This is a genomic window from Aminobacter sp. AP02 (genome assembly GCF_003148805.1).
In the GTDB taxonomy this organism is placed as follows: Bacteria; Pseudomonadota; Alphaproteobacteria; order Rhizobiales; family Rhizobiaceae; genus Aminobacter.
On record NZ_QGGX01000005.1, the window covers coordinates 261281 to 279224 of the forward strand.

Below are 17944 nucleotides of genomic sequence, written 5' to 3' on the forward strand. Positions count from 1 at the left end.
GCTGTGGCGCAGGTTATAAACAGGTAAGGTTAATCGCCTGTGGCAGCGCCGCCACTATGCCGGCTTGCGCCTGATGCCGATGCCACGGCCCGCCCGCTCGGGCATGGGCAAAGAAGCGTGCGCGGCCCGCATCGCCTCGACCTTGGCCAGGATGTCCCCGGGGAAGGGCGCTACCTTGGGGCCGCTCATGTCGACATGCAGCGCCAGAAACTCGGATGTCGCGGCCAGCCAGCCGTCGACGTGACGCAATTCCTGGTAAACGCGCAGGCGCTTGTCGTCGTGGTCGAGCAGCTGAAAACTGGCGGTGACGCGATGGTCGAGATGCAATTCCCTGACGTAGCAGACGTGCACCTCGGCGGTGTAGATGGTGAGCTTGCGGTCGCGGACGTAAGCCGCTCCCATGCCCAGCAGGTCGAGTGCTTCATCGCTGCAGCGGTCGAACAGCACGTTGTAGTAGGCCATGTTGAGGTGGCCGTTGTAGTCGATCCAGCCCTTCTCGATCTCCATGACGTTGGAAATGAACGGCACTGACATGGCGTGATCCTTGTTGGTCGATTGTAGCGCTGGACAAAACTGCTCGGCTGGCAGATTACCCGAGCATAAGGTGCCAGCAAGGCGCCAGGCTGTTCCAATCGCGGAGGAAAACATGGCTCTGAGCGACTTGAAGGCGATGGCGCGCAACGAAGAAGGGATCGCTGCGGCGCTGGGCATCCTCAAGCAGAAGTTCGGCGAGCGTTTCCAGACCGGCCAGTCGATCCGCGAGCAGCACGGCCACACCACCACCTACCTGCCCAACCAGATGCCTGACGGCGTTGTGTTCGCGGAAAGCACAGCCGACGTGCAGGACGTGGTGCGGGTCTGCGCGGAGCATCGCGTGCCGGTCATCGCATTCGGCACCGGGACTTCGCTGGAAGGTCATGTAAATGCGCCTGCCGGCGGCATTTCGGTCGATACCTCGCGCATGGACAAGGTGATTGCGGTCAATGCCGATGATCTCGATTGCACGGTCGAGGCGGGCGTGACGCGCGAGGCGCTTAACACCTACCTGCGCGACACGGGACTGTTTTTCCCCATCGATCCGGGCGCCAATGCGAGCCTTGGCGGCATGGCAGCGACACGCGCCTCTGGCACCAATGCGGTGCGTTACGGTACGATGCGCGAGAATGTGCTTTCGCTGCGCGCTATCATGGCCGACGGAAGCGAAGTGGTGACCTCGCATCGTGCCAGGAAAAGCTCGGCCGGTTACGACCTGACACGGCTGCTGGTGGGGTCGGAGGGTACGCTCGGCATCATCACCGAAGTGACGCTCAAGTTGCAGGGCATTCCGCAGGCGATCTCGGGCGGGGTCTGCCCGTTCCCGAGCGTCGAGGCGGCTTGCCAGGCGGTGATCACGACCATCCAGATGGGGATTCCTGTAGCGCGGATCGAACTGGTCAATGCGCTGCAAATGCGGGCGATGAAGAACTACTCCAAGCTCGACTATCCCGAAAGCCCGTGCCTGTTCCTCGAATTCCATGGTTCCGACGCTGGCGTCGCCGAGCAGGCCGAAAGCTTTGGCGAGATTGCTGCCGAACATGGTGGCGGGCCGTTCCTGTGGACCAAGGTTGCCGAGGAGCGGGCGAAACTGTGGAAGGCAAGGCATGACGCCTACTGGGCGTCGCAGACCCTGCGCCCCGGTGCGCGGGCGCTGTCGACCGACGCCTGCGTGCCGATCTCCAGGCTTGCCGAATGCATCGCCGAAACGGAGGCCGATATCGAGCGGCTGGGGCTGATAGCACCGATCGTCGGCCATGTCGGCGACGGCAATTTCCACACCCTGGTGCTGATGGATCCTAATGATCCCGCCGACATCGGCCGCGCCGAAGAGTTCGTCAAAAGGCTTGCCGAGAGGGCGATTGCCATGGACGGCACCTCGACCGGCGAGCACGGCATCGGCCAGGGCAAGATGGGGCTGATGGAGCGCGAGCACGGCCATGGGGTTGCCGTGATGCGGGCGATCAAGCGGGCGCTCGACCCGCAGAATATCCTGAATCCGGGCAAGATCCTGCCTGTCGCGGAGTAAGCGTTGACGAGTGGGTGCGGTGCTGCTAGTTCCGCGCTGTCCAACAAGGGATTTTATGCGCAGAGACTTCAATCGCTGAAGCGTCGGCCAAAGAGCTGATGGGGCCGAGAGGCCAAAGCGGGCGCTTGCGCGCCTTTCTCTGATACGCATATTCCAGGATAACTCCATGAAACACGCTCACAGCGCGAAGATTCGCGCTTATTTCGACACGACCGACCGCAATCCCCTGGCCGATATCTGGCTCAAGGCTTCGCGCGTCGGTCATCCGTTCCTGACCGAAGCCGACCTTGTCGACCAGCAGGCCAAGGTGAGGGAAATCTATCTGCCACAGGCAGAAAACTGGGTGGTTGAGCTCGACGGCCAGCCAGTTGGCTTCATCGGCCTGATCGACAGCTTCATCGGGGGGCTGTTCGTCGATCCGGCAGCCCATGGGCATGGCCTCGGCAAGGCACTGGTGGCGCACGCAGCACAGCTGAAAGGCTCCCTCGACGTTGAGGTTTATGCTGAAAACGAGGCCGCCGTAGCCTTCTACGATCGCATCGGTTTCGCGGAGGTTTTGCGCAAACCACACGATGACGAAGGCCTCCTGCACGAAGTCATCCGGATGCGCCGCACGGCTTGACCCTACGGCACTTTGGTTGGACAGTTCGGTCGCCCCACCTGATGGGGCGGCCGGATCGTGCAGCGAGGACCAGGACATGGCCGTTTCCAGAAAGCAGGAAGAACGCGCGTTGAGCGAGGACGAGTGGAAGCTGGTGCAGAACTCGCATCACCCTGTGGTGCAGCAGCTTTCCGATGCCGAGTTGCGCGATTTGCTGAAGGCAGTGAGGGAACGGCGTGACCGTGCACAGGGCGAAGCCAATCGCAAGCGCCGCGAAATGCGCGGCAAGGCTGCCCCCAAGCGAGCGCAAGCCGCGACCAAGGATCACGGTACCAAGGCGAAGCTTGGCGTGCTGGCGATGAGCATGCGGCGCCTGAACGGCGAGCATCAGCGGAGAAGGCAACTGGCAGCGCGGATCGAACTCGTCGAGAACGCACGCCATGCCTTGGCTCTGACCAAGGAAAAAAAGCCTGCCCGTGCGGCCGATTTCAACACGCGTCAGGCACATCTGGGCATGCGGGCCGTGGAAAACGCCAAAGCCAAGAGCCTTGTGCGGCCGATGGAAAGGGGACGTCTGCGCAAGGCGGCAGCCGTTGCACAGGCCAAACGCGACGCAAAGTAACCCTGCGAAGTAGCTTGTCCCGCGCGCTTTTCGCGGGAGAGGGTGCCGCTTGACGTTGACGTGCCGCGGCGCACAGCCCAACATGCCACCAAATGACCACGCTCCTGCGGTTAGACGCCTGGGACGCATGAAAGATTTGCCCCGAGGCAATGCTCGCTCGCCTGTTTGTGATATTTGGTGGACTGTTCGTGCTGGCGCTGTGTGCGGCGCTGGTGGGGCCGTATTTTGTCGACTGGTCGGGCTACAAGGCCGACTTTGAGCGCGAGGCGAGTGCAATCCTCGGGCGCAAGGTGACTGTGCAGGGCGACGTAACCGCGCGCATCCTGCCGTTTCCCTCGGTGACATTCTCGGACGTGACCGTTGGTGGCGGCGCCAGTGGCGACAACGCCATGACCGTCGAGACATTCTCGATGGATGCCGAGCTTGCGCCTGTCCTGCGTGGCGAATTCCTGATCTTCGACATGCGGCTGGTGCGGCCCAAGGCCGTGATCGACGTGGCGGCCGACGGCACGGTCGACTGGGCGATACGGCCATCCGCACCGTTCGATGCAAGGCAAATCTCAATCGAGAAGCTGACCATCACCGACGGAGAGATCACGCTGCGCCACGCCGCGAGCGGGCGCGAGCATTTGCTGTCGCAGATCAACACGTCAGTGTCTGCCAAGTCGCTGGCCGGGCCGTGGCGGGTTGACGGCGCCCTTCGCCTCGACGGCATGAAGACGCAATTGTCGGCATCGACCGGCACTCTTGATCCAGCCGGCCAGATGCGGCTCAGGATGCGCGCCACCCCGGAACGCTATGGTTTCGTGCTCGAAAGCGACGGCAATGTCAGCGTGGACAACGGGCGGGGCCTTTATGCCGGCGGCTTCAGCCTCGCAGAAGCGCAGCCAGAGGTGCCGCCGGGGGCTGATGGCGAAAGGGCCAAGGCACCAGCCAGGCCGACCGAGGCGGCCCCGCGGCTGAAAGGTAAGTTCAGCCTCAATCATGCCAGGCTCGGCGTCGAGGAATTCCGCTTCGAAAGCGGGCCGCTGGACGATCCCTATACCGCAGATGGCACTGCCGAGATCGATCTTGGCACCGAACCGCGTTTCATGATCTCGGCCAAAGGCGCGCAGGTGCGTTTCGACGACGCGGTCGGCGGCGAAAAAGCCAGCGAAGGGCTTTCGATCTCGCAGCGTCTCACGGCGTTGCAGAACGCGCTGGCGAACCTGCCGCGCCCGGCCATTCCAGGCACCATCGATGTCGACCTCCCGGCAATCGTTGCGGGGGATACGACCGTACGCGACGTCAAACTCTCGGCCGAGCCGGGAGAGGGGGGATGGAAGCTGAAGTCGTTGGGGGCGACCTTGCCAGGCCGTACACGACTTGAAGCCGACGGCTTCCTTCGCACGAGCGACAATCTCGGTTTCGATGGGCAACTGCTTTTGGCCGTAGGTCAGCCGTCGGGTTTTGCCGCCTGGGTGGCCAAGGATGTCGACGAGGCGGTGCGTCGTCTGCCGGCTGCCGGCTTCAAGGCCAAGGTGGCGCTGACCCGCGAGCAGCAAAAATTCGACGACGTCGAGCTCATCCTCGGCAAGGCCAAGTTCACCGGCGAACTGGACAGCATGTTGCTGGACGATGCGCGGGCGTCGGTGACGATGAAGCTCGACGGCGGCGATCTCGATCTCGAGGGTCTGCGCGCCTTCGCGTCGCTGTTCGTTACCGATCAGGGCACCAATCGGTTCGCCGATAGCGACCTCGATCTCGCGGTGAAGGCGGGGCCGGTGAATTTCGCAGGCATCAGCGCCGACACAGTCGATACATCGCTACGACTGCGCGAAGGGGTGCTCGAAATCGACCGGCTGTCGCTCGGCGGGTTGGCGGGTGCATCGCTCAGCGCGACGGGGCGGATCACGGATTTTCCGGCTGCGCCGACTGGCAATCTCGATGCCTCGATTGTGGCGGTGGATCTCGCGCCGCTGGTCGCGCTGGCCGCGAAGCAATCGCCTGACAATCTTCTGCTCGCAGGACTTGCGGCACGAGTGGCGGCGTATCCCGGATTGCTCGAGGATGCCCGGATCGATTTCGTCGCCAGTGCGGTGCCAAACGGCGACGGCTCGACAGGTGTCGCGCTCACGGGACAGGGCGATGGGGGTGGATCCAAGCTTTTGGCAACATTGTCGGCGCAGGCGATACCGGGCGCGCTGGCAAGCTCGCAGATGAAGCTCGACTTTTCCGCCCGCAATGAAGATGCCACCAGCCTGATGGCGCTGGCTGGGCTGCCCGTGCTGCCGCTTGGCGTAACCGGGCCGGGCGAACTGCACCTGACTGCGAACGGTGCTGCACAAAATGGCCTCGAAGTCAGCGCCAGCCTGAAGGGCGACGACGCCTCTGCCGGTTTTGCCGGCATCGTTTCATTACGCGAAAACGCGCTGAGCCTTCAGGGCCGGACAACCCTGCAAGCCGCTGACATCGAGCCGTGGCTGATGACTGCGGGCGTATCCCTGCCAAGCATGGGCACGGGTACGCAGTTGGAGTTCTCTGCCGACACCAGCTTTGCCGGTGGTCCACTGATACTCGACGGAGTGGTTGCTACCGTCAATCAAGGCGCTGTGACAGGCGACCTGAAGGCTGAACTGCGTGAAGGCATGCCGCATCTCAGCGGTTCGCTTAGGCTCGACGCGCTCGACATCAGGCCCTTCGCCGAGATGATGTTCGGCGTCGGTTCGCTTGAGGGCGGCAGTGGGATGTGGCCAGAAGCGCCTTTTGCGCAGAAATCGGCCGCGCCTTTCAGTGCCGACCTCGAGATTGTCGCTAAGACGCTTCTGGCCGAGCCGATTGCAACGGCAACCGACGCCGTGCTTGGGTTGCAGATGGATAGCCAGGCACTCAGGCTTTCCAACATCAAGGCCAAGCTTTTGGGCGGCGACCTCGAAGGCCTGATCGAGCTCAAGAACAATGACGGTTCGGCCCTGTTTTCTGGCCAGCTGAAGCTCGACGGTTCCAATGTGGCGGCGATCCCGGGGGCGGCCGGTCTCGGCGGCAATGGCGATTTTTCCGCTACCCTGTCAGGCAGCGGCAAGTCGGTTGAAGGTTTGGTCGCGGCACTGTCCGGTTCGGGCACGGCCGTGGTCGACGGGCTGACGATCCCTGACCTGAACCCCGATGCGTTCGGATCCTTGATCGACAAGGCGGACGCCTTGGGCCGTGACATCAATGCGGCGCATGTCGCGGAATTTGCGCCCAAGATCGCAGGCGAAGGCAGCTTTGCCGCCGACAAGGCGGACGTTGCCTTTACGATCGCTGGCGGCATCTTGCGTGCGCCACCGTTGACCCTCAAGAACCCTGCTGCGACGCTTACGGCTGATCTGCGGGCTGATCTTAATACCGGCGTCGTGGCGGCCAATGGCAGCATCGCCTATGCACCCGGCGAGGAGGCTTTGGTCGGGTCCGAGCCGTCACTGGGCTTCCAGGTCGAAGGTGAGCCGGGTGCAACGGTAAGGCTGTTCGACAGCGCGCCGATAGCGCAGTTCTTGACGCAGCGCGCGCTGGAAAAAGAACAGGCGCGGGTGGAAGCGATGCAGGCGGTATTGCTTGAAAAGCAGCGCTTGCGGCGTGAGACGCGCCACTTCGTTGCGCTTCAGGCCGAACGCGAGCGCATCGCCGAAGAGGCGAGACTGGCGGAGGAAGCACGGATACGGGCCGAAGAGGAAGCAAAGGCGAAAGCCGACGCTGCGCGGCTGCAGGCCGAAGAAGAGGCGCGCGCAGCAGAAGCCGCTGCCAGGGCCCAGGCTGAAGCCGACGCGCAAGCAGCCCAAGAAAAGGCGCTCCACGATGCTGAACAGGTAAAGCACGCTGCCGAGGAAAAGGCGCGGCTAGAGGCAGAGGAGAAGGCGAAGCTAGAGGCGGAAGCGGCAAAGCCTGCGCCGGAGGTCCAAAGGGCGCCGTTGCCGGAAGCGCGGCCAATGGTGGTTCCGAGCGAGCCCGCACCTTTCGAAGCAGCGCCGCCGACGAATGCAGTACCGGCGAAGAAAACGCTCGATCCGGTGAGCCTGGACGATTTTTTCAAGTCACTGCAGAGTCAGTAGGCGGTCGTTTGATGGCCCCGCCGGTAAGTCAGCCGATTTTCAACTGGTGCGGCGCACGGCACCAAGCTTCGCCTGTTCCAGCACGAACAGCCTGAGCGCGGAGGAAAGGTTGGCTTCGCGCGGGCGCTGGGCGTCGACTTCGGCCACGAGGGTAGCAAGGGTCATGTTGCGCGTGACTGATATGGCGACAAGGTCGTCGTAGAACGGCTTTTCAAGCGAATAGCTGGTGCGGTGGCCACGGATCGTCACCGAACGTTTTTCGACCAGGCTCACCGGTCGGCCTTTTCGGGATCCCGGCGATGGCCGTCGACGAACTTTTCCGCGCGCTCTGCGGTCACCTGGTCACGCTGTTTTTCTGCCTTGGTGCGACCGTGCAGGGCCCGATTCTGATCGGCACGCGTCTCGCGTTCGGCGCGCGCCTTCTGCTTCTTGAACTGGCGGAGATTGACGATGTCGGCCATGCGACCTCGCCGGTGCTACTTCTTGCGGAAGGCGTCGAGTGAAACGACCTCGGCGCCTTTGCCGTGGGCAGGCTCCTCAGCCACTTCCTTCTCGGCGGCTCCGGCCTTTTTCTTGGGCGCTGCCTTGCGCTCCGCCGGCTTGACCACGGCGATGGGCTCCGGATCCGACGGGGCTTCCTCGAGCGCAGCAGCCGGTTCGGCCTTGACCTCGAACTCCAATTCGAAATTGACCGAGGGGTCATAGAAGCCGCGCACGGCGGAGAAGGGGATCTCGAGCTTTTCCGGCACGTCGGAGAAGGACAGGCCAACCTCGAAGCCGGTGTCGGTGACCTTGAGGTCCCAATATTGGAACTGGATGACGATGGTCATCTGTTCGGGGTAACGCTCATGCAGGCGCGAAGAGATGCGTACGCCGGGCGCCCCGGTCATGAAGGTGATGAAGAAGTGGTGGTTGCCCGGCAAGCCTGTGCGCGCGACTTCCGCCAGGACCTTGCGCATGACGCCACGCAGTGCCTCCTGGGCGAGAATGTCGTAGCGGATCTGGTCTTCGGCCATATGTAAAAGCGGGTCCGATTGAATCGTTCCCTTACCTGTAATCAAGCTTGAGCCCGCCGTAAACCGGATATAGCGCTGTATCGGATCTTGCTTAAGTTCCGTGAGGACGAGCCTTGCCGTAGGCGCGTAGGAAGCAGCGGACGGCGTTGGCGGCGGCGGCGCGCAATTGCTCTTCCGAGACGGAGTCGCCGAAGATCATCGCCATCTGCAGGTCCGCATTGACCAGGGCCAAAAACTGGCGAGCGGCGACGTCGGGATCGTCCAGATCGAGCCAGCCGGCATGGGCAAGGCGGGCAAAACGGGCTGCAAGGGCGGCCCAAGTCTTGGCGGGGCCGTGCTCGCGCCAACCGGAGAAAAGTTCGGGGTAGCGCTCGCCTTCGGTCTGCAGCAGCTTGCGCAGGAACTTGCCATCGCGGTTGCACAGGCAGTTCTGGTTGAGCCGCACGGCGAAGTCGACCAGTTCGGCCTCAAGGTTGACCGGCTTGTCGGGGAAGGTGGCGAGGGTTTCGAAAACACCGGCGTTTATGCGTTCGGTGATTTCTCGGACTACTGCGACCAGCAGATTCTCCTTATCGCCGTGATGGTTGTAGACGGTCTGGCGCGATACGCCGGCTTCCGCAGCGATGAGGTCGATGTTGGCGCCGGCAAAGCCTTCCCGACAAAAGACGCCGGCCGCGGCATCAAGAATCGAGTGGCGCTTGGCGCTGTGGCTGCGGACGACCGCGATGTCAGGAGCGATGGCAGGTGTCATGGAATTTTTATATACAGGTGATTGACGATTTGGACAAGCCTGTCTAAAAATATGGACGTGAAATGCCGGTTCGGGAGGAGTCGGGATTTCAGATTGCCAGACGTCCTTGGATTACACGTCGCCGTGTTTCGCGGCGGAAACCAGATCCGAAAGATTCACGCCATGACACCCCAATTTCTCCGCGTAGCGGTCGTGCTCGGCCTGTTGTCGGCAATCGGCCCGTTTGCGATCGACATGTATCTTCCCGCCCTTCCGACAATCGGAGCTGACCTCAGTGCCAGCACCGCTGCCGTGCAGATGAGCCTGCTTGTCTTCTTCCTGGCCATGGGCCTTGCGCAGATCGTCGTTGGGCCGATCTCCGACATGATCGGCCGCAAGGCGCCGCTCTATATCGGTCTCGTGCTGTTTGCCATTGGCGGCGTCGGTGCCGCGCTCGCGCCAAACATCGACTGGCTCATCTTCTTTCGCGTCATCCAGGGCTTGGGTGCATCCGCAGGCATGGTGGTGCCGCGCGCCATCGTGCGAGACCTGCATACCGGCACCGAGGCCGCACGCCTGATGTCCTTGTTGATGCTGGTATTTTCCGTTTCGCCCATTCTTGCGCCGCTGACCGGTTCGCTGGTGATCGAGGGCTTTGGCTGGCGCGCCGTGTTCTGGGTCGTCACTGCGGCCGCGGTGCTGGCGCTTGTGCTGTTGTCGACGTCGCTGAAGGAGACTCGCCCGGTTGAGCATCGCGGCGAAAGCTCGGTGCGCAGCGCGCTCAGTGGCTATCGCTTTCTGCTCGGCGATCGCAACTTCCTTGGCCTGACCTTCATCGGCGGCTTCGGTATTGCCAGCTTCTTCGTCTACCTTGCCAATTCGTCCTTCATCCTGATCGACCACTACGGCCTGACGCCGTCGGTCTACAGCGTCTTCTTCTCGATCAATGCGGTGGCCTTCATCGGCATGTCGCAACTGACGGGCATGCTGACCGAGCGCTTCGGGCTCCGACGCGTGGTGCGGGTCGCGGTCGTGGGCTATGCGACGATGATGGTCGTGCTGTTGGCGGTATTTGCCTCAGGCGTCGATCGTCTCGACGTTTTGGCAACGCTGCTGTTCATCGGCTATGGCTTCCTTGGTCTCGTCATCCCCACGACCTCGGTGCTGGCGATGGAGGAGCATGGCGAAATCGCGGGTACCGCGTCGGCCCTGATGGGCACGCTGCACTTTGCCACCGGCGCTGTCGCCATGGCGGTGGCTGGCCTGTTCTTCGATGGCACGCCTTTGCCGATGGTTTTCGGCATTACGATCTCCGCCGTCATCGCCTTCGTGCTGGCCCAGCTGACGCTCGGCCGCAGCCGGGTCGTCGTTGAAGCACCGGCCGAATGACTTTGAGTGGGCCGGCCCGGTTCGGCCCACTTCTCGTCTCGCGCAATTGTGAAGCGCTCAGACCCCAATTCGCCAGACCTTGATATCGTCTTGTTTACCTATCGCCGGGTAAGTCTCCACCAAGATCACCGGAAGTAGAGCTGAGACGCTCGAGGCCAGCCAAGAAATTGCAATTCATCCCTTCCGCCTTGCTCCTGCTGTTTGCAGTGACGTTCTTCTGCGTATGGCTGCTAGAGCGGCGCCGACGTCACTTGCTGTTTTTCTCGCTTGCATTCCTGTCGGTTGGAGGCGGCACCATTGTGCAGTTCGCCCTTTGGCCGCCAGACATCGGATACAACACGATCGTCTCTGCCATGCTTTATAGCGCGGGGCCGCTACTGCTGGTCGAAGGGGTACTCGCGCGCTCCGGACGTTCGATGCCGCTGGCCCTCCATGCAGCCTGGTTCGCTGCCATCGTTGGTCTGCTCTGCTACTTCTACTACGTCGAGAACAACCTCCAGATCCGCGTGTATGCGCTGAACGTAGGCATGGGCTGTATCATCCTGAGCGGCGCGTGGAAGCTGCGCGACCTGGTGCGCGGCAACGTCATCGACCGGGCCATGGTCTGGCTGTTGTTCGGGCTGGGGCTGACTTTTTTCGCCCGCGTGCTGCTCGACAACAGTTCCGTCCCCGAGGACAATATCGAAGCGTTCTTCGAATCCGAGTTCTGGATCTGGGCGCAGTTCACCATGTCGGTACTTGGCGTCGCCATCGGGCTGGGGCTTCTGGTCGTGGCTTGCGCCGACGTCATCCTGGCGCTGAAGGTCGAGCGCGACAGCGATCCGCTGACCGGCCTGCTCAATCGACGTGGATTGCAAGGCAGGGCGGCACGATTGCTGGCCATCGGCAAGTGCAAGCCGCTGTGCATCGTTGCCTGCGACATCGACCGGTTCAAGGCGATCAACGACCGTTTTGGTCATGCTGCCGGCGATGTCGTGCTGTCGACTTTTGCCGGTGTCATCAAGGCAAAACTGCGCGCAAGCGACGTTGCAGCGCGCACCGGTGGCGAAGAGTTCATCGTGGTGCTGAACAGTTCGGTCGATGATGCCTTCAGCTTGACCGAAAGGCTGCGCCGCGAGATCGCCGGCCGGCGGTTTGCCAGCCTGCCGGCGGACTTTACGGTGACCTGCAGCTTCGGCATCGCCGAGTTCCATGCTGGCGAAGGCCTGTGGGATGCGATCGGCCGCGCCGACAAGATACTCTACGCGGCCAAGCGCGCCGGCCGCAACCGCACTTTTGCCGAGGGGCTGCAACTGCCGAGTGCTGCCTGACCCGTCAGGCCTGCTCCATATTTTCAAGAATGAAGGCCAGCCGTTCCTCGACGGAGGTCTTGGGGACTTCAGTCAGCTCATAGTTGCAGGCGATGTAGGTCGCGACCATGCTGGCATGGGTGCGCTGGGCTTCGTCTTCATCTTGCTTGCGCTCGCTATCCTGAGCAAAGATCTCTGGCCAATGCGGCAGGACGAACACCTTGCGGTAGCGAAACTCCTGCGCCGCCTTGGCGGCGTGCGGCGGCACCGGCAGGCCGACGAGCTTGAGATAGCCGATCACGTCGGGCACGCCACGGTCGAAAAAGACCGGCCCTGACGCAACTGAGGCGATAGCGTGCGAGCGCATCTCCCATGACAGCATGAGTTCGGCGAAGAGTGCGCGATCGGCCCAGGGCAGGGCTGTTCCCGAAATCGCCGCCTGGTCCCTGATGATGCCGCGTCCGGCCTCGACCGAGGTGGCATAGCCCGCGGCCGCCAGGCGTTGGATCAATGTTGTCTTGCCTGAGCCGGGGCCGCCGGTCAGCACGAAGAATCTGTTGGAAGTCTGGGGCATGCAAGGTCTCCGAGGAAGCGGGACCGGCCATGGGCAAGCCTACGGTGACTGGCTGCGACCAGGCAACGGCAAAGCCAGCGTTAGCCGGCCGTGTGGAATAGTGGGAAGGGGGAGAAGTGGAGGTTTCTGTTGCCAGGTACCTCCGAACCCCGCCTAGAAGTGCGAACCTCTAGGGCTTAATTTGAAGCTATCGCACTGCATTAAGCAGCGAGACGTGCTTCCGCATAGTTGTCGTTTGCAACTACAAGTTTAGCCCGATAACGGTGGTACTATGCCGGGCAAAAGTCCGATCTTTACACCCTCGTCGATCCTATTTCGCCCCCATCAAAAACCGTCGCTCAATCGCACGGCAGCTTTTGGTGGAGGCGCCGGGTACCGCCCCCGGGTCCGAATGGCTTATTTCATCGGCAGTTTATCGCCATAGTCAGACAAGCTGACAGCACTGATATAAGGAGGCCGGACGGAAAAGGAAAGATGCGAACCGCATCTCGCGCCAGCCATCCGCAACAGATTTATGAGACCACGCGAAGACGCAGGGTTGACTCGCGTCGTGCGCGAACCGAAGCTTCGGCCGCTGGGGTGCCTGCATTGCGCGTGAACCGGTCAAGGCCGGCAGTCCCCAAGGGAGATGACATCAATTCGTCGACGAGGGGAATTCGCATGACCGACTATCTTGCAGACGTGAAGAAGTACGATGCCGGCGCCAAGGAAGAGGTGGTGACAAAGATTGTCAAACACCTGGGCATCGCACTCAGGAACCGCGATTCCTCCCTGGTCTCTTGCACCGACCCCAAGGAACTCGACCGGGTCAAGGCTGGCTGGATCGCCAAGAAGCTTGGCGTCGAGGACGCAAAGAAGGCGGATGGCGCTCTGGAAAAGGTCTGCAACGCGATGTCGGCCGACAACACCAAGAACCGCGTCACCTTCTACTATCTGGTCGCCAAGGAACTCGGAAAGCTCGGCGCGCTGTAAGCTGCGCCACTGCTGTCAATTCTGCCGGCGCCGGGCTTCATGCCCGGCGTTTGACGTTTGGCAGGTGGGGATAATGGCGCTTTCGTTGCCTTGGGCCGCGCTGGTCCGCTATGATCGGGCGCCCTCCGAATCGAGCCCGACCGATGCGCCAATATCTCGACCTTCTCAGCCATGTCCTCGAAAACGGCACCGACCGTGGCGACCGCACCGGCACGGGCACGCGCTCGGTGTTCGGCCATCAGATGCGTTTCGATCTGGCGCAAGGCTTTCCTGTCGTCACCACCAAGAAGCTGCATCTCAAGTCGATCATCCACGAGCTCCTGTGGTTTCTCGCCGGCGACACCAACATCAAGTATCTGAACGACAACGGGGTGACGATCTGGGACGAATGGGCCGACGAGAACGGCGACCTCGGTCCAGTATACGGCAAGCAGTGGCGGTCGTGGCCGACGCGCGACGGCGGCGAGATCGACCAGATCGCGATGCTCCTAAATCAGATCCGCAAGAACCCAAATTCGCGGCGGCTGATCGTTTCGGCGTGGAACCCCGAGGAAGTGGATGCGATGGCGCTGCCGCCGTGCCACTGCCTGTTCCAGTTCTACGTTTCGGACGGCAAGCTGTCGTGCCAGCTCTACCAGCGCTCGGCCGACATTTTCCTGGGCGTGCCGTTCAATATCGCGTCCTATGCGCTTTTGACGATGATGGTGGCGCAGGTGACGGGGCTCAAGCCCGGCGATTTTGTCCATACGCTGGGCGACGCCCATATCTACCACAATCATTTCGACCAGGCGCGTGAGCAACTGACGCGCAGCCCAAAGGCACTGCCGACGATGTGGATCAATCCCGACGTGAAAGACCTGTTTGCCTTTCGCTTCGAGGATTTCCGGCTGGAAAACTACGTTGCCGACGCGACGATCCGCGCACCGATAGCCGTGTAGGTGTCAGAAGTCGCGTAGCAGTTCCGCCGCGTTGCCCTGGCCGAATTTGCGGCTCATCAAAACAGCCGCGACGATCGACGCCAGCAGTAGCACCAGCACCCAAAGCGAGATAGCTTGCCGGGATGGCCAGGGCGTCCGGCGGCGGGTCAAGACGCCGGTCAGCAGCTTAACCAACATCCAGGCCATGGTGAGCCCCGAAAGCAGGCCAAACACAAGCCCACCTACGGTCACGAGCAAGCCTTCGCCCCACAGGAATGCAGCGAGCTGGTGTGGTTTTGCGCCGATTGCCGTCAGGATGGCAAAACTGCGCCGACGGTCGAGGAAACCCAGCCCCAGCATCAAGCCTGCGGCTGCAACAGCCATGCCCAGCGCGAAAGCAAGCTCGATCGAAGTGAGGCCGGAAAGGTCGACCGCCGTCAAGCTGGAGCCGATGATATGGGTCGCCGAACCGACATCCTTGACCTGTAGCGCCGGGTCGTCGGCCAGCGTGGCCGAGACGGACTGGGCAAGGGCGGCTGGTTCGCCCTTCGCCCGCGTCACATCAGCTTCCATTGGTCGACATTGTCGGCGACGAGTGGCGCATAAAGCTCGAGTGCGAGCAGTTTGCCGTTCCTGAAATAGAAAAAGCGCAGGTTTTCCAGGCGAATCTGCTTGGATGTCACCTGGTTGGGTTCGGAGTTCGAGCTGTAGGCGATGCGAATGACCTTGCCCGCAGGCAATGTGACCGCCTTGACGGCATCGATCTTGACGGCGCGCTCCTTCTTTTCCAGTTGCGGCAGGTAGTCGGAACGCGCGCTGGCGACGGTGGGGGGCACGCCGGCGTCGGTCAGCGTTACGATGACACCGTCGAGCTTGTCGGCGAAACGCGCTCCCGCCGGCATGTCGGTGCGCGCCCAGCCCTCGGGGACCTTGAGGGCGTAGCCGTCCTTGGACTTGGAGGCGATGAAGACCTGGGTGTCGGGAATGTCGCCGGGCGGGTTCTTTTCGGCCTGCACAGGTTGTTCCGCCGCGACAGCATCGGGCACAGTGGCAAGGGCGCAGGCCGCCGTCGCGAATGAGCCAATAAGGTTCGACAGGCTCACGGTCCGAAACATGTCGAGCTTTCCCTGCATTCCGACGGCGGCCACCGCCCAGTTCACCATCGCATTGTGACATTACCGGCGCCTCGCCGGTGCAATACGCTTTCGTAAGGTTGGCGAGGCAGGGTGGGACAATTGACATGACGTCTAGCAGCCGATGCCCTATTGTCCGGAAACGTTCGTCTTACGCCTCCTGAATGCATGCAAGGGGACTGGAATGGGACAAGTCGCGCCGGGCCGTGGACAAGACACTATCGAAACCAGGGAATTGGAACTGATCCACCGCTACTGGCAGGCGGCGAACTATCTCTCGGTCGGCCAGATCTATCTTCTCGACAATCCGTTGCTGCGCGAGCCACTGAAGCCCGAGCACATCAAGCCCAGACTGCTTGGACATTGGGGCACGACACCAGGCCTCAACTTCATCTATGCCCATCTAAACCGGGTCATCAACGCGCGCGACCTCGACATGATCTACATCTGCGGCCCCGGCCACGGCGGGCCTGGCATGGTCGCAAACACCTATCTCGAGGGCAGCTACAGCGAAATCTATCCGGAGATCGGCCGCGACATCGACGGGATACGCAAGCTGTTTCGCCAGTTCTCCTTTCCCGGCGGAATCCCCAGCCATGCGGCGCCCGAAACGCCCGGGTCGATCCATGAGGGTGGCGAGCTCGGATATGCGCTAGTGCACGCCTATGGCGCTGCCTTTGACAATCCCGATCTCGTCGTTGCCTGCGTGATTGGCGATGGCGAAGCCGAAACCGGCACACTGGCGGCTTCCTGGCATTCCAACAAGTTCCTGAACCCGGTGCATGATGGCGCGGTGCTGCCGATCCTGCACCTCAACGGGTACAAGATCGCCAACCCGACGATCCTGGCGCGGATGGAGAGGTCGGAACTGGAAAGCCTGATGAGGGGCTATGGCCATGAGCCGCTGTTCGTCGAAGGCGACGATCCCGCCGACATGCACAGGCAGATGGCGACAACGCTCGATTTTGCCCTCAAGCGCATAGCTGAGATTCAAGCAAAGGCGCGCAGTGCCGGCAATTCCGATCGGCCGCAATGGCCGATGATCGTGCTGCGCAGCCCCAAAGGTTGGACCGGACCTAAGGAGGTCGACGGCAAGAAGGTCGAAGGCTTCTGGCGCGCGCATCAGGTGCCCGTCGCCAACACGAAAAAGGATGCCGGTCACCTGAAACTGCTTGAAGAGTGGATGCTCAGCTACAGGCCCGACAAGCTTTTCGATGAAGGGGGACGGCTGAACGAAGAGCTGCAGGCATTGTCGCCAAAAGGCAAACGCCGGATGGGCGCCAATCCCCACGCCAACGGCGGATTGCTCAAGCTCGACCTCGTGCTGCCGGATTTTCGCACACTCGGCGTCGAGGTCACCGCGCCCGGTGCCGTCACATCCGAAACCACGCGCGCCATGGGGCGCCTGTTCAAGCAACTGATGGCGCTGAACGCCGGCAACCGCAACTTCAGGCTGATGGGCCCTGATGAAACCGCTTCCAATCGCCTGGATGACGTCTTTGCCGTGACTGACCGCGTCTGGATGGAAGGCATCGAGCCCTATGACGAACATCTGGCTCGTGACGGCCGGGTGATGGAGGTGCTGAGCGAAAACCTTTGCCAGGGTTGGCTGGAGGGCTATCTGCTGACCGGCCGGCACGGCTTCTTTTCATGCTACGAGGCCTTCATCCACATCGTCGATTCGATGTTCAACCAGCATGCCAAATGGCTCAAGGTTTCGCGCGAGCTGCCCTGGCGGCGGCCCGTAGCGTCGCTGAACTACCTGTTGACCTCGCACGTCTGGCGCCAGGATCACAACGGCTTCAGCCATCAGGATCCGGGCTTTGTCGATCTCGTCGCCAACAAGAAGGCGGACATCGTCCGCATCTACTTGCCGCCAGATGCGAACACGCTGCTTTGGGTCACCGATCACTGCTTGCGTACCTATGACCGGATCAACGTCATCGTTGCCGGCAAGCAACCGCAGCCGCAATGGCTGAACATGCCTGATGCGATCGCCCATTGCGAAGCCGGTGCCGGCATTTGGCATTGGGCGGGGACGGAGCGCCGAGAAGGCGAGCCCGACGTGATCATGGCTTGCGCGGGCGACGTTCCGACACTTGAAACGTTGGCCGCCGTGGACCTGCTTCGGGGTACGCTACCTGACTTGCGGATTCGTGTCGTCAATGTCGTCGACCTGATGACGCTTCAGCCGGACAGCCAGCATCCCCACGGCCTGACAGATGATGTTTTCGACGCCTTGTTCACGCGCAACAAGCCGGTGATCTTTGCCTATCACGGCTATCCATACCTCATTCACCGGCTGACTTACCGGCGCAACAACCACGATAATTTCCACGTCCGTGGCTTCGAGGAGGAGGGTACGACGACCACGCCCTTCGACATGGCGGTGCTCAACGAAATGGACCGCTATCATCTTGCCATCGAGGCGATCGACAGGATCGGCGATCTGGGGTCTGCCGGGGCGAAAGCCAAGCGCGGCTTCGAGGACAAGCTGGCAGAGCACTGGCGGTTCGTTCGCGAGCATGGCGAAGACATGCCCGAAGTGCGCGACTGGGCCTGGCGAAACTAG

The 17944-nt window shown here is 62.0% G+C and carries 17 protein-coding genes and 1 other RNA gene; 9 read left to right on the plus strand and 9 right to left on the minus strand.

Annotated elements, in window-relative coordinates; genetic code table 11:
- Window positions 1-54: 54 nt before the first annotated feature.
- A complete protein-coding gene (locus C8K44_RS08570) occupies window positions 55-534 on the minus strand; it encodes a thioesterase family protein (RefSeq protein WP_109575345.1) in 480 nt (159 codons plus the stop codon).
- A 112-nt stretch (window positions 535-646) separates the two neighbouring features.
- Between C8K44_RS08570 and C8K44_RS08575 the strand changes: the two genes are divergently transcribed.
- The 4 genes from C8K44_RS08575 (at window position 647) to C8K44_RS08590 (ending at window position 7352) form a co-directional block, all read left to right on the plus strand.
- Window positions 647-2062, plus strand: a complete 1416-nt coding sequence (locus C8K44_RS08575; protein WP_109575346.1) for an FAD-linked oxidase C-terminal domain-containing protein — start codon at window positions 647-649, stop codon at window positions 2060-2062.
- A gap of 166 nt (window positions 2063-2228) precedes the next feature.
- Window positions 2229-2684, plus strand: a complete 456-nt coding sequence (locus tag C8K44_RS08580) for a GNAT family N-acetyltransferase (protein WP_109575347.1) — start codon at window positions 2229-2231, stop codon at window positions 2682-2684.
- Window positions 2685-2760: 76 nt separating this feature from the next.
- Complete coding sequence (locus tag C8K44_RS08585; RefSeq protein WP_109575348.1) at window positions 2761-3285, plus strand: hypothetical protein; 525 nt, start codon at window positions 2761-2763, stop codon at window positions 3283-3285.
- A 149-nt stretch (window positions 3286-3434) separates the two neighbouring features.
- Window positions 3435-7352 (plus strand): AsmA family protein, encoded by a 3918-nt coding sequence (locus C8K44_RS08590; RefSeq protein WP_109575349.1) that lies wholly within the window; start codon window positions 3435-3437, stop codon window positions 7350-7352.
- A 39-nt stretch (window positions 7353-7391) separates the two neighbouring features.
- Here the strand turns inward: C8K44_RS08590 and C8K44_RS08595 are convergent, their stop codons facing one another.
- The 4 genes from C8K44_RS08595 to C8K44_RS08610 all read right to left on the minus strand — a co-directional run bounded on the left by C8K44_RS08595 (window position 7392) and on the right by C8K44_RS08610 (window position 9119).
- Window positions 7392-7625 (minus strand): ribbon-helix-helix domain-containing protein, encoded by a 234-nt coding sequence (locus tag C8K44_RS08595; RefSeq protein WP_109575350.1) that lies wholly within the window; start codon window positions 7623-7625, stop codon window positions 7392-7394.
- Window positions 7622-7813 (minus strand): DUF4169 family protein, encoded by a 192-nt coding sequence (locus C8K44_RS08600; protein WP_109575351.1) that lies wholly within the window; start codon window positions 7811-7813, stop codon window positions 7622-7624. Before C8K44_RS08600 ends, C8K44_RS08595 begins: the two co-directional genes overlap by 4 nt.
- Window positions 7814-7828: 15 nt before the next feature.
- Window positions 7829-8368: an SspB family protein gene (locus C8K44_RS08605; protein ID WP_109575352.1), complete on the minus strand. Its 540-nt coding sequence runs from the start codon at window positions 8366-8368 to the stop codon at window positions 7829-7831.
- A gap of 91 nt (window positions 8369-8459) precedes the next feature.
- Window positions 8460-9119 (minus strand): TetR/AcrR family transcriptional regulator, encoded by a 660-nt coding sequence (locus C8K44_RS08610; RefSeq protein ID WP_109575353.1) that lies wholly within the window; start codon window positions 9117-9119, stop codon window positions 8460-8462.
- 162 nt (window positions 9120-9281) lie between these two features.
- On the opposite strand from C8K44_RS08610, the gene C8K44_RS08615 reads away from it, so the two are divergent.
- Window positions 9282-10487: a multidrug effflux MFS transporter gene (locus C8K44_RS08615; protein ID WP_109575433.1), complete on the plus strand. Its 1206-nt coding sequence runs from the start codon at window positions 9282-9284 to the stop codon at window positions 10485-10487.
- Between the two features lie 299 nt (window positions 10488-10786).
- Window positions 10787-11797, plus strand: a complete 1011-nt coding sequence (locus C8K44_RS08620; RefSeq protein WP_146203918.1) for a GGDEF domain-containing protein — start codon at window positions 10787-10789, stop codon at window positions 11795-11797.
- Between the two features lie 4 nt (window positions 11798-11801).
- On the opposite strand, the gene C8K44_RS08625 is transcribed toward C8K44_RS08620, so the two are convergent.
- Window positions 11802-12350: an AAA family ATPase gene (locus C8K44_RS08625; RefSeq protein ID WP_109575355.1), complete on the minus strand. Its 549-nt coding sequence runs from the start codon at window positions 12348-12350 to the stop codon at window positions 11802-11804.
- 115 nt (window positions 12351-12465) lie between these two features.
- Window positions 12466-12827, minus strand: a transfer-messenger RNA (tmRNA) gene (gene ssrA / locus C8K44_RS08630).
- A gap of 183 nt (window positions 12828-13010) precedes the next feature.
- Here ssrA and C8K44_RS08635 point away from each other — a divergent pair.
- Window positions 13011-13322: a DUF2853 family protein gene (locus C8K44_RS08635; protein ID WP_109575356.1), complete on the plus strand. Its 312-nt coding sequence runs from the start codon at window positions 13011-13013 to the stop codon at window positions 13320-13322.
- Between the two features lie 143 nt (window positions 13323-13465).
- On the plus strand, window positions 13466-14260 hold the full coding sequence (locus tag C8K44_RS08640; RefSeq protein ID WP_109575357.1) for a thymidylate synthase: 795 nt from the start codon (window positions 13466-13468) through the stop codon (window positions 14258-14260).
- A 3-nt stretch (window positions 14261-14263) separates the two neighbouring features.
- Here the strand turns inward: C8K44_RS08640 and C8K44_RS27480 are convergent, their stop codons facing one another.
- Both C8K44_RS27480 and C8K44_RS27485 read right to left on the minus strand, forming a co-directional pair.
- A complete protein-coding gene (locus C8K44_RS27480) occupies window positions 14264-14800 on the minus strand; it encodes an ABC transporter permease (protein WP_158282721.1) in 537 nt (178 codons plus the stop codon).
- Window positions 14797-15354: a hypothetical protein gene (locus C8K44_RS27485; protein WP_158282722.1), complete on the minus strand. Its 558-nt coding sequence runs from the start codon at window positions 15352-15354 to the stop codon at window positions 14797-14799. The genes C8K44_RS27480 and C8K44_RS27485 overlap by 4 nt, the downstream gene beginning before the upstream one ends.
- 202 nt (window positions 15355-15556) lie before the next feature.
- On the opposite strand from C8K44_RS27485, the gene C8K44_RS08650 reads away from it, so the two are divergent.
- Window positions 15557-17944: a phosphoketolase family protein gene (locus tag C8K44_RS08650; RefSeq protein WP_109575359.1), complete on the plus strand. Its 2388-nt coding sequence runs from the start codon at window positions 15557-15559 to the stop codon at window positions 17942-17944.

Bases quoted from the DNA above. Each gene is read 5' to 3' on its own strand.
- C8K44_RS08570 (WP_109575345.1), bottom strand. From the start codon at position 534: ATGTCAGTGCCGTTCATTTCCAACGTCATGGAGATCGAGAAGGGCTGG.
- C8K44_RS08575 (WP_109575346.1), top strand. From the start codon at position 647: ATGGCTCTGAGCGACTTGAAGGCGATGGCGCGCAACGAAGAAGGGATC.
- C8K44_RS08580 (WP_109575347.1), top strand. From the start codon at position 2,229: ATGAAACACGCTCACAGCGCGAAGATTCGCGCTTATTTCGACACGACC.
- C8K44_RS08585 (WP_109575348.1), top strand. From the start codon at position 2,761: ATGGCCGTTTCCAGAAAGCAGGAAGAACGCGCGTTGAGCGAGGACGAG.
- C8K44_RS08590 (WP_109575349.1), top strand. From the start codon at position 3,435: ATGCTCGCTCGCCTGTTTGTGATATTTGGTGGACTGTTCGTGCTGGCG.
- C8K44_RS08600 (WP_109575351.1), bottom strand. From the start codon at position 7,813: ATGGCCGACATCGTCAATCTCCGCCAGTTCAAGAAGCAGAAGGCGCGC.
- C8K44_RS08605 (WP_109575352.1), bottom strand. From the start codon at position 8,368: ATGGCCGAAGACCAGATCCGCTACGACATTCTCGCCCAGGAGGCACTG.
- C8K44_RS08610 (WP_109575353.1), bottom strand. From the start codon at position 9,119: ATGACACCTGCCATCGCTCCTGACATCGCGGTCGTCCGCAGCCACAGC.
- C8K44_RS08615 (WP_109575433.1), top strand. From the start codon at position 9,282: ATGACACCCCAATTTCTCCGCGTAGCGGTCGTGCTCGGCCTGTTGTCG.
- C8K44_RS08625 (WP_109575355.1), bottom strand. From the start codon at position 12,350: ATGCCCCAGACTTCCAACAGATTCTTCGTGCTGACCGGCGGCCCCGGC.
- C8K44_RS08635 (WP_109575356.1), top strand. From the start codon at position 13,011: ATGACCGACTATCTTGCAGACGTGAAGAAGTACGATGCCGGCGCCAAG.
- C8K44_RS08640 (WP_109575357.1), top strand. From the start codon at position 13,466: ATGCGCCAATATCTCGACCTTCTCAGCCATGTCCTCGAAAACGGCACC.
- C8K44_RS27485 (WP_158282722.1), bottom strand. From the start codon at position 15,354: ATGTTTCGGACCGTGAGCCTGTCGAACCTTATTGGCTCATTCGCGACG.
- C8K44_RS08650 (WP_109575359.1), top strand. From the start codon at position 15,557: ATGGGACAAGTCGCGCCGGGCCGTGGACAAGACACTATCGAAACCAGG.